Origin of the sequence: Psychromonas sp. CNPT3 (genome assembly GCF_000153405.2) — a bacterium.
GTDB lineage: Bacteria > Pseudomonadota > Gammaproteobacteria > Enterobacterales > Psychromonadaceae > Psychromonas.
Genome location: NC_020802.1, coordinates 392,902 through 409,763, shown reverse-complemented (window position 1 = coordinate 409,763; position 16,862 = coordinate 392,902). Strand labels below are relative to the sequence as shown.

The following is a 16,862-nucleotide window of genomic DNA, read 5'->3' as shown; positions in this document are numbered from 1 at the left end:
GTACAGAAAAAAGTGAAAAAAAACGCTACATAAAGTAGCGTCAACTTAGATTAATAACATGTAAGTTTATTTTGATCTTTGGTTCTTCATCGCAGTAAAGAAATCATCATTAGTTTTGCTTAAACCTAATTTAGAGATCATAAATTCAGTCGCACCGATTTCACCCATAGGATGTACAATTTGACGTAAGATCCACATACGTTGTAGCTCTTCAGCTTTCGTAAGTAACTCTTCGCGGCGCGTACCAGAACGAATGATATCAATCGCAGGATAAATACGTTTTTCAGCCAGTTTACGATTTAAATGGATTTCTGAGTTACCAGTTCCTTTAAATTCTTCGTAAATTACTTCATCCATTTTAGAGCCCGTATCAATCAGGGCAGTGGCAAGAATAGTTAAACTTCCACCTTCTTCAACGTTACGTGCAGCACCAAAGAAACGTTTCGGACGATGTAACGCATTTGCATCTATACCACCCGTTAATACTTTACCTGAACTTGGCACTACCGTGTTATAAGCTCGCGCTAAACGGGTGATAGAATCAAGTAAAATTACCACATCTTTTTTATGCTCAACCAAACGTTTGGCTTTTTCGATGACCATTTCTGCAACTTGTACGTGACGGCTTGCAGGCTCATCAAACGTAGATGCAACTACTTCACCACGAACAAGGCGGCGCATCTCAGTTACTTCTTCAGGGCGCTCATCAATCAATAAAACAATCAATACAGCATCAGGGTAATTAATAGAAATACTTTGCGCTATATTTTGTAGCAACATTGTTTTACCCGCTTTAGGCGGTGCCACAATCAGTCCACGTTGACCTTTACCTATTGGTGAAACAAGATCTAAAATACGTGCGGTAATATCTTCGGTACTACCGTTACCACTTTCAAGTCTAAAGCGTTCCGTAGGATGGATTGGCGTTAGATTTTCGAAAAGGATTTTATTGCGGGAGTATTCTGGTTTATTAAAGTTAACTTTATTTATTTTCAATAAAGCAAAATAACGTTCGCCGTCTTTAGGCGGTCTAATTTTCCCTTCAACACTGTCACCCGTACGCAGATTAAAACGTCGAATTTGACTCGGAGAAATATAAATATCATCCGGTCCAGCAAGATATGAGCAATCAGAACTACGTAAGAAGCCAAAGCCATCTTGTAGTATTTCTAAAACACCAGCGCCGAAGATATCTTCTCCGCTTTTTGCATGTGCTTTTAAGATGGCAAAAATAATGTCTTGTTTTCTTAGGCGCGCTAGATGTTCTAGCCCTTTCGTTTCACCAAGTTGTACAAGTTGTGCGACAGATGTGTTCTTTAATTCGGTTAAATTCATAAGTGGTCTGTTTGAAGTAAATAGATGATTGTTTGATTATTTGAATTGCTCAAATTTTGAGTTGCTAAAGGTAGCATTAAAAAAGACAATAGTCTAGATTGGACTTATTGTATATAACAACTTGTCCAATCTGTGATTTAATTCTTAGATATTTGCATCTAAAAATTCAACAAGTTGGGTTTTAGATAACGCGCCCACTTTTGTTGCTGCTACTTTTCCGTCTTTAAAAAGAAGTAAAGTAGGGATACCACGAATACCAAATTTAGGTGGTGTCGCGCTATTTTCATCAATGTTTAATTTTCCGACTGTAACTTTACCTGCATATTCAGTCGCTATTTCGCTAAGAAGTGGCGCTATCATTTTACAAGGTCCACACCATTCAGCCCAAAAATCAACTAAAACAGGGCCAGCAGCATTAATAACATCAGCATCAAAACTTGCGTCTGTTAAAGTTACGATTTTATCGCTCATTTTTCTCTCCAGAAAGAATTCATTTGTTAATTTATAGTGACTATAACGGTAAAAGTGTCACTTCACTATTTATATTTACTCTATACCCATGATACTTCAAGATGCAAAATCAGCAAGCCAACTTAGGCCTCGCTTCTCTACATAAAATTGAAAAATAGTTATTCTAACTTGGTGTTTTCTAACAACACCCCCACTACATCTCAACGACAAAAATGAATTAATTTAGCTTTCCTTTTTGAGCGAGAGCAAAATTACCATTTTGGTGTTGCATCAATGAAAATAGAATAACCAGTAACACGGGTATAACCATTTTACTATTCGAATGGATTATACAAGTTCCTTAATAAGAAGCAAAAGTACATCCACTTAATTCGACATAAATAGTCATATCACGCGAGACCCTTTACATAACTGATCTCTTTCTCTACTCCCAAGTACCTAATAATTTATCAAGTAAAGTATTAAGCTTTGCTTGCTCCTGTACATCTAACACACTCATTTTCGCATCATGTTTTACATGTAACAATTGCATGATGTCATTAATTAAGCACCTGCCTTTTTCGGTTAACTTTACTAATTTACAGCGTTTATCTTTAGATAAATCAAGACGTTCTACTAGGCCTGCTTGCGTCACTCTACACAGAACTTTGGTGAGACCTCCCGAGCTAAATAACATATTTTGAGATAATTCTGTCGGCGATAAACAATGATCTTCATTACCGCGCAGTAAACTAATTAACACTTCAAAGTCGGCTTGTTGTAATCCTTTTACGTACAAAACATCCATCAAATTATTTTGTAAATGAAAATGGATACGATGCACCCTTAATATGGTGGGTGAATAATGCCGATAAACCTCCGGGCAATATTTTTGTATTCTGCTAATTAATGTAGCCACACTTTTTTGTTTTGACATTATTTTTCTCCTTTCCCCTCTAAATTATATCTTGCTGGAAAGGTAATCTCCAGCTATTATCTTTCCAGAAAGATAATAATACCAATAGAATTTATTAAGCTTCCATGTATTACGCAGTAAAAATTAGCACTAGCAAGGCAAGTGTTGCAGAAGATAGTTATTCTCACTTCAAAACTTACAACTCACAACGCAGGCTGGCATAATTTCAACAAGTAAAACGGATCCCTTTTTTAGTTCCTTTGGTATAAGAGGCCTTATGATCAAAACAATATCTACACCATTACTTATTTTACTCGCCAGTGTCTTTGCAATGACTCCCTTTGCAATTGATAGTTACCTGCCCGCCATCCCCTCTATTGCCAATGAACTAGGTGTTGAAACCTCTTTTGTCGCCGTAACGGTAAGCCTTTATATTTTAGGACTCGCTATTGGCCAACTGATTGGTGGACCTTTATCTGATAATTATGGGCGCATGAAAATAATGGTAATAGGATTACTTATTTTTGCCCTTGGTAGTTTTCTTATCGCCACCATTGGATCCTTACATATGCTATGGATTTGGCGGATGCTACAAGCTCTTGGCGCGGGGATTGCGGTTGTTGGTGTACCTGCAACCATTAGAGATAACGCAGAAGGAAAAGAAGCGGCTAAATTATTTGCACTAATAGCCCTGATCATGATGATAGCGCCAAGTATCGCTCCCGCGTTGGGCACGCTTATCATGAACGTGCTTAACTGGCGTTGGATCTTTATATTATTGGCAATCATTGCGACGATCACCGCTTTATGCACCGTGTTTATCATGCCGAAATCAGATAAAAGAAATAAAAACAAAGAAAAGTCAGGATACCTTAATGTCATAAAAGAGCATAGAGCATTAGGTTACCTCGTCGCTCAGGCCTGTAGTTACACAATGTTAGTGGTGTTTATTACCAATGCGCCTTTTGCTTATATTGAATATTTTTCTGTTGATGAGACACTCTTTTCAGCGCTATTACTTATCAATGTTATCGGACTTGTTGTTATAAATCGTTTGAACAGCTTTTTACTGCATCGATTTACGCCAGACGCCTTATTGAAAGGCTTCCTTATAATGCAACTGTTCGGAGGTATCACTCTCGTAATAAATCTCTATTTTGCCCCACATGACATTTACTTTATCGTACCGGGTTTTGTCATTTGTATCGCATCCATTGGCGGAATACTCGCTAATAGCAATGCCTGTTTTATGAATTATTTTAAAGAAAATGCGGGGGTAGCGGCCGCTTTACTTGGCGCTTCACAATATGCTTTAGGGGCTGGCGTTAGTGCATTAGTTGCAATGTTAAGTCTACATTCACTTTGGCCAATGGTACTGACAATGTTACTCGCGACCCTTGTCGCTTTAATAGGGGCTCATTATAGTTCTCATTATGAGCAAAAACCAAACTAGCTGTCACTAAACAATAAATAACAACAAACGACTCGCCAAGGGGCATATTCCCTAGGGGATTCTATGTAAAATCAATAAGCCAAATAGTACGACGCTCTGCACAGGAACGCACAACGGAGTGACTCTACATTGTGCTTTTAAAAAATAATCGCCCAACGTAAACATTCATTATCATTAATACCTGGTACGCTTAAGTCTCTATCTAAGCGCGTGCCTAAAAACGCATTTTATTACATGAAAAGCGTCTATTTAAAGAGATCCTGCCCCTCTCGATTTTACGGATAAATGTGAATAAACGTCTTCATGAAAAATAAAAAGAGATCCAGCCAAGATCTGAATTATTCATCATTAGGATCTGATGCGCATTGAATGACAATAGCAATATAAGCTGTTATGCTTCGCGGATGAATAAAACACACCTAAGTAAAACAAAATTTATAGATCTTCCTCTTCAGGAAAGTCTACTTTCAGCCTTAACAGAGCTAGGTTTTGAATACTGTACGCCTATCCAAGCGATCTCATTACCTATCACATTATTAGGTAAAGATATTGCAGGTCAAGCACAAACAGGAACAGGCAAAACACTTGCCTTTTTACCTGCTGTATTTAATCACCTATTAATCAATAAAGAGCCTGAAAATCGCAGCAAAGATCAGCCACGCGCTATTATTTTAGCGCCTACGCGTGAGCTTGCTATCCAAATTCATAAAGATGCAATGGTATTTGCTAAACACACGAATTTGCGTTTAGGTTTAGCATACGGCGGTGAAAAAGTTGAAATTCAACGCAATAAGCTAGAAAAAGGTGTTGATATCTTAATCGGCACAACGGGCCGTATTATCGATTTCGTTAAACAAGGCACCATTAACCTTAATAGCATTCAAAGTGTTGTACTCGATGAAGCAGATCGTATGTTTGATCTCGGTTTCATAAAAGATATTCGTTATTTATTTAGACGCATGCCAGAATCTAACCTGCGTTTAAATATGCTTTTTTCTGCAACCTTGTCACATAAAGTACAAGAACTTGCTTTTGAACATATGAATTCGCCTGAGCATATTCAAATAGAGCCAGAGCGTATGACCTCTGAAAATATTAGTGAAGAGCTTTTTTACCCTTCTAATGCAGAAAAAATGCACTTGTTACTCACTCTTATGGAAGAAGAGTGGCCTGAAAAAGCCATTGTTTTTGCTAATACAAAACATACTTGTGAAAAAGTATGGGGTTATTTAGCGGGTGACGGCCTACGTGCTGGATTACTAACCGGTGATGTCCCACAAAAGAAACGTGAAAAAATATTAAGTCAGTTTACTGATGGTGATATAGACGTACTCGTCGCAACAGATGTTGCAGCGCGTGGATTGCACATTCCGAAAGTATCACATGTGTTTAACTTTGATCTTCCCGATGATTGTGAAGATTATGTTCACCGTATTGGTCGAACAGGCCGAGCAGGACAAAAAGGTCAAGCAATCACATTAGCATGTGAAAAATATGCCTTTAATTTACCAGAAATTGAAGCGTTTATTAAACATAGTATTCCGGTCAGTGAATTCGATAGAGATGCTTTAGTTCAGACACTTCCTAAAATGATAGTGACAAAATACAAAGCTCATAATAATCGTCGTAAAGATAGTTATCATCGCGAACATAAGCGCTGATAATTATGGATAAACGCTATACCATTATTGATCTTGGCTCGAATAGCTTTCATATGCTAACCGTGCAAAAAACAAAAAATGGCTTTAGCGTTTATTCTAAACACAAAGAAAAGGTGCGCTTAGCACTCGGTTTAGATGCTCAAAATAATCTCAATTTAGAAACCATGCAAAGAGGTTGGCAATGCTTGCGACAGTTCAAGACTGAACTCGACAAACTACAACCATCTAGGATATTGATCACCGCAACAGCAGCCCTACGTTTAGCCAAAAATAAAACGATGTTTATCAACAAAGCAGAAAACATCTTACAAACACCTATCAATTTAATTTCTGGTATAGAAGAAGCTAAAACAATTTATCAAGGCGTCGTTTTCACTGAACACGTAAAAGTACAACTTTTAGTGATTGATATAGGTGGAGCCAGTACAGAATTAATTATAGGTAAAGATAGAACCGTCATTAGTGCAACTAGCTTAGATATGGGCTGTGTTACATGGCAAAGTAGATACTTTAATGATGGCAAGTTAAATAGTGTGAACTTTGAAAACGCAATTATTGCGGCTAAAAAAGTACTTTCCCCACAAGCAGAAGATTACAAACAGCAAGGTTGGTCCCTCTGTATGGGTGCATCTGGCACCATACAAGCGGTTAATGAAATTAATGCCATTCAAAATATATGCCCCCATATTACCGCATCTCTACTAAAACAGATCCAAGCACAATTGATAGAATGTAAAACATTAAATAACATTAATATTGTCGGCTTAAAACAATCCAGAATTGCGGTTTTTAGCGCAGGATTAACTATCTTAATCGCATTATTCGAATGCTTGAATATTAAGCAACTAGATCCTTCACAAGGCGCTTTACGAGAAGGATTAATAAGCCGACTTTTCAATGAAGAAAATTTAGATACCAACACTACACATAACATTTAAAGCTTCAACATAAGCTTTCTCTGCACTTCTCTCATTTATTCATACCGACACAAGCTTATAAAGTGCCACTCACAATAAGCACGGCACAATACATTTTTTATTTTGTGCTAAACTCTAAAAAAAAATTAAAGGGAAAAATATGGAAACGGTAGTAAACGATCAAAAAAGTCCTACAGGTGAAGTTCTATTACGCACCCTTGCTATGCCAGCAGATACGAATGCCAATGGTGATATTTTTGGTGGCTGGATCATGTCACAACTCGATCTTGCAGGCGCTATTTTAGCAAAAGAAATATCAATTGGGCGTGTTGTTACTGTATCTGTTTCGAGTATTACTTTCAAAAAACCGGTCAATGTTGGAGATGTTGTGTGTTGCTATGGAATATGTGACCGCATAGGCAGAACATCAATGTCAATACACCTAGAAGTATGGGTGAAGAAAATTAACCATGATAGCGTTAGCGAACCTATGAAAGTATGTGAAGCTATCTTTAACTATGTTGCAATCGATAGCACTGGTACTCCTCGAGTCATTGTTAAAAAAGAAAACAACAAATAAAAAATAGAGCACCTCTACTTTTCATGAAAGTAGAGTGTGACTATTGTCCAATACCTCTCTGTATGAACTCTCAAAGCTTATTTCCACCCTATATCAACGTTATAAATTCATAAACTTAATTAAACAATGTATCTCTATAGTCATTTTAGATCTCTATTAAAAAATATTCGGGTACTGTACCTCGCATATAGATAAGCAGTACGCGAACATTGATAAAAAGAAACGCTTGGCGACTAACAGTTCTCAACGATTTTAGGCCCTGTGGGCTTACCTGATGTAAAAGATAAACAACTATCACATATTATGCTTATGCCTTCGCGGCGCTGTTTATTTCCTATGTGAGAGAGGTCATTACCAAGCCTTTAACGAAAAAAAACCAATCGACAAAACCGACTGGGTTATTCTTGTCTTTTATAAAGAGAGGCACTTGCCGACGGTCAGGGTTCGCAGTGCTCCTCCGATCAAATACTTACCTGTCGGCAATACCCTCCTGGACTCGCAGAGCTTAGTCCGATCAAGAAAATTGCCTGCCGGCAAACTCGCCCCTAAAATCACATAATATGCTTATGCCTTCGTCGCGCTGTTTATTTCCCATGTGAGAGTGGTCATCTAGCCAAGCTAATAACGAAAAAATCTGCTTTATATAGTGAAGTGTTTATAAAAAGAGGTGCTTGGGCGATGGACAGGATCCGCAGAGCTCCTCCGATCAAACACATCGCTGTCGCGATACCTTCCAGGACACGCAGAGCTTAGTCCGATCAAGAAAATTGCCTGCCGGCAAACTCGCCCCTAAAATCACATAATATGCTTATGCCTTCGCCGCGCTGTTTATTTCCCATGTGAGAGTGGTCATCTAGCCAAGCTAATAACGAAAAAATCCCTTTGAAATAGTGAAGGGTTAAAAAAAAGAGGCGCTTGGGCGATGGACAGGAGTCGCGGAGCTCCTCCGCTCGTACACTTGCCTGTCGGCAAACTCGCCCTACTATCACACAATATGCTTCTGCCTACGGCAGGCTGTTTATTTCCCATGTGAGAGTGGTCATCTAGCCAAGCTAATAACGAAAAAATCCCTGTTGACATCAGTCAACAGGGATTTATCGTTAATTAGGCGCTTGGCGATGACCTACTCTCACATGGGGAGACCCCACACTACCATCGGCGCAACTGCGTTTCACTTCTGAGTTCGGCATGGGATCAGGTGGTGCCACAGCGCTATTATCGCCAAGCTAAAAATCTTAATTAGAAAAGCTGGATTGTGTCTAATCTTGCAATTTGTTTCGTAAAATATGTCTTCGCAAACGTATTTGATTGATTACAATCATCTCTTGGTTACTCAATACAATACTTTTAGGAATTGTATGGTTAAGCCTCACGGGTAATTAGTACAAGTTAGCTCAATACATTACTGTACTTACACACCTTGCCTATCAACGTTGTAGTCTCCAACGGCCCTTTAGGGAGCTTAAAGCTCCAGTGAGAACTCATCTCGAGGCTCGCTTCCCGCTTAGATGCTTTCAGCGGTTATCGATTCCGAACGTAGCTACCGGGCAATGCCATTGGCATGACAACCCGAACACCAGCGGTTCGTCCACTCCGGTCCTCTCGTACTAGGAGCAGCTCCTCTCAATTCTCAAACGCCCACGGCAGATAGGGACCGAACTGTCTCACGACGTTCTAAACCCAGCTCGCGTACCACTTTAAATGGCGAACAGCCATACCCTTGGGACCGACTTCAGCCCCAGGATGTGATGAGCCGACATCGAGGTGCCAAACACCGCCGTCGATATGAACTCTTGGGCGGTATCAGCCTGTTATCCCCGGAGTACCTTTTATCCGTTGAGCGATGGCCCTTCCATTCAGAACCACCGGATCACTATGACCTACTTTCGTACCTGCTCGACGTGTCTGTCTCGCAGTTAAGCTGGCTTATACCATTGTACTAACCTCACGATGTCCGACCGTGATTAGCCAACCTTCGTACTCCTCCGTTACTCTTTAGGAGGAGACCGCCCCAGTCAAACTACCCACCAAACAGTGTCCCAAACCCCGATTCAGGGGCCATGGTTAGAACTCAAAACATACAAGGGTGGTATTTCAAGGTTGACTCCACCAAATCTAGCGACCTGGTTTCATTGCCTCCCACCTATCCTACACATGTAGGCTCTAAGTTCACTGCTAAGCTGTAGTAAAGGTTCACGGGGTCTTTCCGTCTAGCCGCGGGTACACAGCATCTTCACTGCGATTTCAACTTCACTGAGTCTCGGGTGGAGACAGCATGGCCATCATTACGCCATTCGTGCAGGTCGGAACTTACCCGACAAGGAATTTCGCTACCTTAGGACCGTTATAGTTACGGCCGCCGTTTACTGGGGCTTCGATCAAGAGCTTCGCGCAAGCGCTAACCCCATCAATTAACCTTCCAGCACCGGGCAGGCGTCACACCCTATACGTCATCTTACGATTTAGCAGAGTGCTGTGTTTTTAATAAACAGTTGCAGCCATCTGGTATCTTCGGCCTACAACAGCTCCATCCGCAAGGGACTTCACCGTCGTAGGCGTACCTTCTCCCGAAGTTACGGTACCATTTTGCCTAGTTCCTTCACCCGAGTTCTCTCAAGCGCCTTGGTATTCTCTACCTGACCACCTGTGTCGGTTTGGGGTACGATCCTTTATTATCTGAAGCTTAGAGACTTTTCCTGGAAGCATGGCATCAATGACTTCATCACCGTAGTGACTCGACATCGTATCTCAGCGTTAGTAGAAACCCGGATTTACCTAAGTCTCCCGCCTACATACTTGAACCTGGACAACCATCGCCAGGCCCACCTAGCCTTCTCCGTCCTCCCATCGCAATAATAAAGGGTACGGGAATATTAACCCGTTTCCCATCGACTACGCCTTTCGGCCTCGCCTTAGGGGTCGACTCACCCTGCCCCGATTAACGTTGGACAGGAACCCTTGGTCTTCCGGCGGGGGGGTTTTTCACCCCCCTTATCGTTACTCATGTCAACATTCGCACTTCTGATACCTCCAGGATGGTTTACACCTTTCCCTTCGACGGCTTACAGAACGCTCCTCTACCATGCATAATAAATTATGCATCCGCAGCTTCGGTGATATGTTTAGCCCCGTTAAATCTTCCGCGCAGACCGACTCGACTAGTGAGCTATTACGCTTTCTTTAAAAGATGGCTGCTTCTAAGCCAACTTCCTAGCTGTCTAAGCCTTTCCACATCGTTTCCCACTTAACATATACTTTGGGACCTTAGCTGGCGGTCTGGGTTGTTTCCCTTTCCACGACGGACGTTAGCACCCGCCGTGTGTCTCCCATGATTGCACTTGTTGGTATTCGGAGTTTGCATAGGGTTGGTAAGTCGGGATGACCCCCTAGCCTAAACAGTGCTCTACCCCCAACAGTGATACATGAGGCGCTACCTAAATAGCTTTCGAGGAGAACCAGCTATCTCTTGGTTTGATTGGCCTTTCACCCCCAGCCACAAGTCATCCCCTAATTTTTCAACATTAGTGGGTTCGGTCCTCCAGTTGATGTTACTCAACCTTCAACCTGCTCATGGCTAGATCACCAAGTTTCGGGTCTAATCCCAGCAACTATTCGCCCAGTTAAGACTCGGTTTCCCTACGGCTCCCCTAAACGGTTAACCTTGCTACTGAAATTAAGTCGTTGACCCATTATACAAAAGGTACGCAGTCACCGAACTAAGTCGGCTCCTACTGCTTGTACGTACACGGTTTCAGGTTCTATTTCACTCCCCTCACAGGGGTTCTTTTCGCCTTTCCCTCACGGTACTGGTTCACTATCGGTCAATTAGGAGTATTTAGCCTTGGAGGATGGTCCCCCCATATTCAGTCAGGATTTCTCGTGTCCCGACCTACTCGTTTTCACTATAAAGAAGTTGTCATATACGGGACTATCACCCTGTATCGTTGCACTTTCCAGAGCATTCTACTAACTTCTAAACAGCTTAAGGGCTGTTCCAATTTCGCTCGCCGCTACTATCGGAATCTCGGTTGATTTCTTTTCCTAAGGGTACTTAGATGTTTCAGTTCCCCTCGTTCGCTTCGTTAAGCTATGTATTCACTTAACGATGACACTAAGTGCCGGGTTGCCCCATTCGGAAATTCCAGGATATAACGCTTGTTATCAACTCCCCTGGACTTATCGCAGATTACCACGTCCTTCATCGCCTCTAATTGCCTAGGCATCCACCGTGCACGCTTATTCACTTAACCATACAATACCTAAAGATACTGTCTTTAAGCGTTTTTATGAATATTAATAATATTCAAAAAACACATAAGATTATAAAATTTAGATATAATATGTCGTTTCCAAGACGCTTGCGATCCTCATATTTTACTATGAAAAACACATTCGTTTTTCGTGCACCTATCAGTTATAAATAACTGAGTAGATACGTACAAACTGCACTTCACTTACGTGAATTGCAGCTGTTTTTATTTTTGCTTGATTACAGTAATTAATATAAATACTAATTACTGAGAACAATTTCGTTTATATCTATCACACCAATCAAATAACCTAAGTTATTCATTGTTATTGTGCGATAAATAAGAACTTTATCAGCTTTCCTAATTGTTAAAGAGCAAACTTTCGTAAAAAAGTTTTTGATAAATTTAATAACTTATCGAAAACTTCTATTATCTCGGTTTTCATGTCGGTACACTTCATAAGAAGTGGTGGAGCTATGCGGGATCGAACCGCAGACCTCCTGCGTGCAAGGCAGGCGCTCTCCCAGCTGAGCTATAGCCCCAACATGGTTTTTGTATAGATATTAGTTGGTCATTATTTTGGATTTAATCAAGGCAAATGATGGCGTAGTTTAGTCTTTTCTAAACGAGCTTTCATTTAACACAGAGTAAATCAAAAATTGGTGGGTCTGGGCAGATTTGAACTGCCGACCTCACCCTTATCAGGGGTGCGCTCTAACCAACTGAGCTACAGACCCAACTAAAGTAATTGTGGGTCTGGACAGATTTGAAAAATCAAAGCCGACCTCACCGCTCTTTATAAGCGATACAATTATCTATACATCTCTTTATCATTCTAATCAAACAATCTGTGTGGACACTAAACGTGTTTCTTTCGTATAAGGAGGTGATCCAGCCCCAGGTTCCCCTAGGGCTACCTTGTTACGACTTCACCCCAGTCATGAACCACACCGTGGTCATCGCCATCCCCGAAAGGTTAAGCTAATGACTTCTGGTGCAGCCCACTCCCATGGTGTGACGGGCGGTGTGTACAAGGCCCGGGAACGTATTCACCGTGGCATTCTGATCCACGATTACTAGCGATTCCAACTTCACGGAGTCGAGTTGCAGACTCCGATCCGGACTACGACAGACTTTATGAGATTCGCATACCCTCGCAGGTTAGCAACCCTTTGTATCTGCCATTGTAGCACGTGTGTAGCCCATCCCGTAAGGGCCATGATGACTTGACGTCGTCCCCACCTTCCTCCGGTTTATCACCGGCAGTCTCCCTAAAGTTCCCGGCATGACCCGCTGGCAAGTAAGGATAAGGGTTGCGCTCGTTGCGGGACTTAACCCAACATTTCACAACACGAGCTGACGACAGCCATGCAGCACCTGTCTCAGAGTTCCCGAAGGCACTCATCTATCTCTAGGTGATTCTCTGGATGTCAAGGGATGGTAAGGTTCTTCGCGTTGCATCGAATTAAACCACATGCTCCACCGCTTGTGCGGGCCCCCGTCAATTCATTTGAGTTTTAACCTTGCGGCCGTACTCCCCAGGCGGTCTATTTAATGCGTTAGCTTTGAAACCCACGGCATATAGCCACAAACTTCTAATAGACATCGTTTACTGCGTGGACTACCGGGGTATCTAATCCCGTTTGCTCCCCACGCCTTCGCGCCTCAGTGTCAGTCTTTGTCCAGGTGGCCGCCTTCGCCACTGGTATTCCTTCAGATCTCTACGCATTTCACCGCTACACCTGAAATTCTACCACCCTCTACAAAACTCTAGTCAACCAGTTTCAAATGCAGTTCCAAGGTTGAGCCCTGGGCTTTCACATCTGACTTAATTAACCACCTACGCGCGCTTTACGCCCAGTAATTCCGATTAACGCTCGCACCCTCCGTATTACCGCGGCTGCTGGCACGGAGTTAGCCGGTGCTTCTTCTGCGAGTAACGTCACAGATAGCAGTTATTAACTACTACCCTTTCCTCCTCGCTGAAAGTGCTTTACAACCCGAAAGCCTTCTTCACACACGCGGCATGGCTGCATCAGAGTTTCCTCCATTGTGCAATATTCCCCACTGCTGCCTCCCGTAGGAGTCTGGACCGTGTCTCAGTTCCAGTGTGGCTGGTCATCCTCTAAGACCAGCTAGGGATCGTCGCCTTGGTAAGCCATTACCTTACCAACTAGCTAATCCCACTTGGGCTACTCTAAACGCGCAAGGCCCGAAGGTCCCCTGCTTTGGTCCGTAGACATTATGCGGTATTAGCAGTCGTTTCCAACTGTTGTCCCCCACGTTAAGGCATATTCCCAAGCATTACTCACCCGTCCGCCACTCGTCAGCAAAGTAGCAAGCTACTCTCTGTTACCGTTCGACTTGCATGTGTTAAGCCTGCCGCCAGCGTTCAATCTGAGCCATGATCAAACTCTTCAATTTAAAGTTTAATTTGCAATGTTGTTACCAACAATGCGACTCAATATTACTGACTAAAACTAAGTAACTAATCAACTAGTGAAAAGTACTTGTTGTTATTCTGAATTAATGAATTAATTCGTGTGTCACTGATATTGATTCTTTTTGTCCTCTTAATGAAGTTGCAATGCAAAATCACCATAAGGACTTTTTTGAAATCATCATCTAGTGCCCACACAGATTGTTTGATTAAATTGTTAAAGAGCGTGCCTTTCGGCAGGTGCGTATAATACGTCACCAGTGAGATTTGTCAACGCTTTAATTTAAGTTAATAATCAAATCGTTGTCTCACCAAACACCGCGGTAACTCGCGTTACTTGCTGTGTCTGTGGGGTCGCATTATAGGGAGTTCAGCAACATTGGCAAGCGTTTTTTGCATAAAAAACGCTTATTTTAAGATTTACTTTTTATACCGAAGTTAATCACAAGTTATGCACAGAATTAGCTTTGTTATGCACATAATTGTCACGTATAGTTCTTTATCATCCCTTTTACATAAGGTTTATCATGTACCCTATTATCCGCCCTTACCAAGGGATCTTCCCTAAAATTGCTGATAGCGTCTATTTAGATCCCTTTTGCTCTATTATTGGGGATGTCCAATTAGCAGAAGATGTCAGTATTTGGCCTATGTGTGTTTTACGAGGTGATGTTAATACGATAAAAGTAGGAAAACGCACCAATATTCAAGATGGCGCTGTTTTACACGTGGCCCGTAAAGGTGAAGCAAGCAAAGAAGGTTACTCCTTATATATAGGTGACGATGTTACCGTGGGTCATAAAGCGATGTTACATGCGTGCCATATACAAGATCGTGTATTAATTGGGATGGGCGCCATCGTCTTGGATAATGCCAATATTGAGAGTGATGTCATTTTAGGAGCCGGTTCGTTAGTCCCTTCGAATAAAACCCTCAAATCAGGCTTCTTATATATAGGCAGTCCAGCAAAAGCGATTCGTGAACTAACGATTGATGAACTGGCTTTTTTAAAACGCTCGGCCATGCACTACGTTAAATTGAAAAATGATTATATCCATGATACTTCAAGATGAAAAATCAGCAAACCAGATTGGGCTTAGCTTCTAGGCATAAAATTGAAACATAGTTATTCTACATTGATGTTTTATAACAACGAAGATAAGTTCAAGTTGGCTTGCCCTTTGGGGCGCTAGCTCGAATATCACTTGTGCGTTGCAACCAATGAAAAGGGAATAACCATTAATAAGGGCTACGCCTTGAATTGCTATCTTCACTAGCGCCTGATAAAGCATCTTGAGCTAACATGGGTATATATAAGTGAAGCAATAAAAGAAAACAATTAAACATCTTCTTTTATTGCTTCAAATTGAGATCCTTCTTATATAAGGCGACGCTCTGCCTCATCTAAAGCAAATGCAATTTGTTCAGGTGCAACGCCACCTAATGCTTTACGAGCATTCAATGTTGATTGCAGTGTTAGTACACTATAAACATCGTCTTCTATTAATGAAGAGAAGCGATTAAACGTAGTGACGCTTAAATCTTCTAAGGCCATATTTTGTTGTATTGCAAAGACGACAATTTCTCCAACCATCTGATGCGACGATCTAAAGGGTACGCCTTTACTCACCAAATAATCAGCGAGATCTGTGGCGTTTGCATAGCCACCTTTGGCCGCTTTTTCGGTCTTCTCTACATTGACTTTGATATCCGAAAGAACTAAAGATGCCATTTCCAAGCAATCATGCCATGTATCTAATGCGTCAAAAAGGCCTTCTTTATCTTCTTGCATATCCTTATTATAAGCCAGAGGCAAACCTTTTAAGGTCATGAGCATGCTTGCAAGCGCCCCAAAAACGCGACCTGACTTTCCTCGAATGAGCTCCATCGCATCTGGATTTTTCTTTTGTGGCATTAAAGACGATCCCGATGTCACTTGATCAGACATTTCTATAAAATCAGCTTCTCCACTATTATAAAAAATAAGATCTTCCGCCATACGTGACAAATGTGACATAGAGAGAGTGGCGCAACTCATTAATTCAATCACATGATCTCTATCTGCAACCGAATCAAGACTGTTACGTGTCGCGCTTTTAAAACCAAGTGATAGCGCTAGTGCTTGCCTATCAATTGCGTAACCAGTACCGGCGAGGGCGCCACTGCCTAAAGGACAAGTATCTAAGCGTAACAAGCAATCTTTTAAGCGACTGCTATCTCGCTCAAGCATCTCAACATACGCTAAACACCAATGTGAAAAGGTAACCGGTTGCGCACGTTGCATATGCGTATAACCCGGTAAAACAACCTGTTGGTTTATGCGCGCCAATTTCACTAAAGTAACCTGTAAATCGACGAGGCATTGTGCTAACTCAATACCTTTTTTCTTACACCAAAGTTTTAAATCCGTTGCCACCTGATCATTTCGGCTGCGCCCAGTATGTAATTTTTTACCTAAATCACCCAGTTTATTAATTAATTGAATTTCCACCCACGAGTGAATGTCTTCAGCTTGCGAGTCTAAAACGATATGATCATCACTTAAAACCAAAAACAAAAGTTCCTGTAATGCAGCCTCTAATTTTAATTGTTCCTCCACATTTAAAACCTGCACCGTTAACAAGGCTTTTGACCAAGCAATAGATGCAATAATATCTTGCTCTGCCAACCGATAATCAAAATGCAGTGAATCATTAAATGCTTTAAAGCGTTCACTTGCCCCTTGGCTAAAACGCCCTCCCCATAATGCCATAAACTCCTCCTTATTATTCTTTACTAAAAACAGATCGAAACAATACTTATACCAAAGGAATTAATTAAGTTTTCATGTATTGCTCAGGAAAAATTAACACTAGCAAGG

General features: G+C 41.4%; 9 protein-coding genes, 2 tRNA genes and 3 rRNA genes. 5 read left to right on the top strand and 9 right to left on the bottom strand.

Annotated features, from left to right (window positions below):
• Positions 1–66: 66 nt before the first annotated feature.
• From rho to PCNPT3_RS01845, 3 genes are all read right to left on the bottom strand, one after another.
• Positions 67–1,335, bottom strand: coding sequence for a transcription termination factor Rho (rho, locus tag PCNPT3_RS01855; RefSeq protein ID WP_015464169.1), 1,269 nt, complete (start codon positions 1,333–1,335; stop codon positions 67–69).
• Between the two features lie 144 nt (positions 1,336–1,479).
• Complete coding sequence (gene trxA, locus PCNPT3_RS01850; RefSeq protein ID WP_015464168.1) at positions 1,480–1,806, bottom strand: thioredoxin TrxA; 327 nt, start codon at positions 1,804–1,806, stop codon at positions 1,480–1,482.
• A 424-nt stretch (positions 1,807–2,230) separates the two neighbouring features.
• Positions 2,231–2,722: a MarR family winged helix-turn-helix transcriptional regulator gene (locus PCNPT3_RS01845; protein ID WP_015464167.1), complete on the bottom strand. Its 492-nt coding sequence runs from the start codon at positions 2,720–2,722 to the stop codon at positions 2,231–2,233.
• 256 nt (positions 2,723–2,978) lie between these two features.
• Between PCNPT3_RS01845 and PCNPT3_RS01840 the strand changes: the two genes are divergently transcribed.
• The 4 genes from PCNPT3_RS01840 (at position 2,979) to yciA (ending at position 7,312) form a co-directional block, all read left to right on the top strand.
• The gene (locus PCNPT3_RS01840; RefSeq protein WP_015464166.1) at positions 2,979–4,154 is read left to right on the top strand and encodes a multidrug effflux MFS transporter; all 1,176 of its coding nucleotides are present in this window, start codon (positions 2,979–2,981) and stop codon (positions 4,152–4,154) included.
• Positions 4,155–4,558: 404 nt separating this feature from the next.
• The gene (gene rhlB, locus PCNPT3_RS01835) at positions 4,559–5,815 is read left to right on the top strand and encodes an ATP-dependent RNA helicase RhlB (protein WP_015464165.1); all 1,257 of its coding nucleotides are present in this window, start codon (positions 4,559–4,561) and stop codon (positions 5,813–5,815) included.
• A gap of 5 nt (positions 5,816–5,820) precedes the next feature.
• Positions 5,821–6,753 carry a Ppx/GppA phosphatase family protein gene (locus PCNPT3_RS01830; protein ID WP_015464164.1) on the top strand — a complete coding sequence of 311 codons (933 nt, stop codon included), beginning with the start codon at positions 5,821–5,823 and terminating at the stop codon, positions 6,751–6,753.
• 139 nt (positions 6,754–6,892) lie between these two features.
• A complete protein-coding gene (yciA, locus tag PCNPT3_RS01825) occupies positions 6,893–7,312 on the top strand; it encodes an acyl-CoA thioester hydrolase YciA (RefSeq protein WP_015464163.1) in 420 nt (139 codons plus the stop codon).
• Positions 7,313–8,422: 1,110 nt separating this feature from the next.
• On the opposite strand, the gene rrf is transcribed toward yciA, so the two are convergent.
• The 5 genes from rrf to PCNPT3_RS01800 all read right to left on the bottom strand — a co-directional run bounded on the left by rrf (position 8,423) and on the right by PCNPT3_RS01800 (position 13,986).
• Positions 8,423–8,538: ribosomal RNA gene (gene rrf / locus PCNPT3_RS01820) — 5S ribosomal RNA — on the bottom strand.
• A 132-nt stretch (positions 8,539–8,670) separates the two neighbouring features.
• A 23S ribosomal RNA gene (locus PCNPT3_RS01815) occupies positions 8,671–11,562 on the bottom strand.
• A gap of 466 nt (positions 11,563–12,028) precedes the next feature.
• Positions 12,029–12,104 (bottom strand) — tRNA-Ala (locus PCNPT3_RS01810).
• Positions 12,105–12,222: 118 nt separating this feature from the next.
• Positions 12,223–12,299 (bottom strand) — tRNA-Ile (locus PCNPT3_RS01805).
• A gap of 142 nt (positions 12,300–12,441) precedes the next feature.
• A 16S ribosomal RNA gene (locus PCNPT3_RS01800) occupies positions 12,442–13,986 on the bottom strand.
• The 16S, 23S and 5S rRNA genes sit together here with 2 tRNA genes alongside, the layout of an rRNA operon.
• Before the next feature lie 543 nt (positions 13,987–14,529).
• On the opposite strand from PCNPT3_RS01800, the gene PCNPT3_RS01795 reads away from it, so the two are divergent.
• Positions 14,530–15,075, top strand: a complete 546-nt coding sequence (locus PCNPT3_RS01795) for a gamma carbonic anhydrase family protein (protein WP_015464162.1) — start codon at positions 14,530–14,532, stop codon at positions 15,073–15,075.
• Positions 15,076–15,380: 305 nt separating this feature from the next.
• Here PCNPT3_RS01795 and argH read toward each other — a convergent pair whose 3' ends face one another.
• Positions 15,381–16,754 (bottom strand): argininosuccinate lyase, encoded by a 1,374-nt coding sequence (argH, locus tag PCNPT3_RS01785; RefSeq protein ID WP_015464160.1) that lies wholly within the window; start codon positions 16,752–16,754, stop codon positions 15,381–15,383.
• Positions 16,755–16,862: the final 108 nt, after the last annotated feature.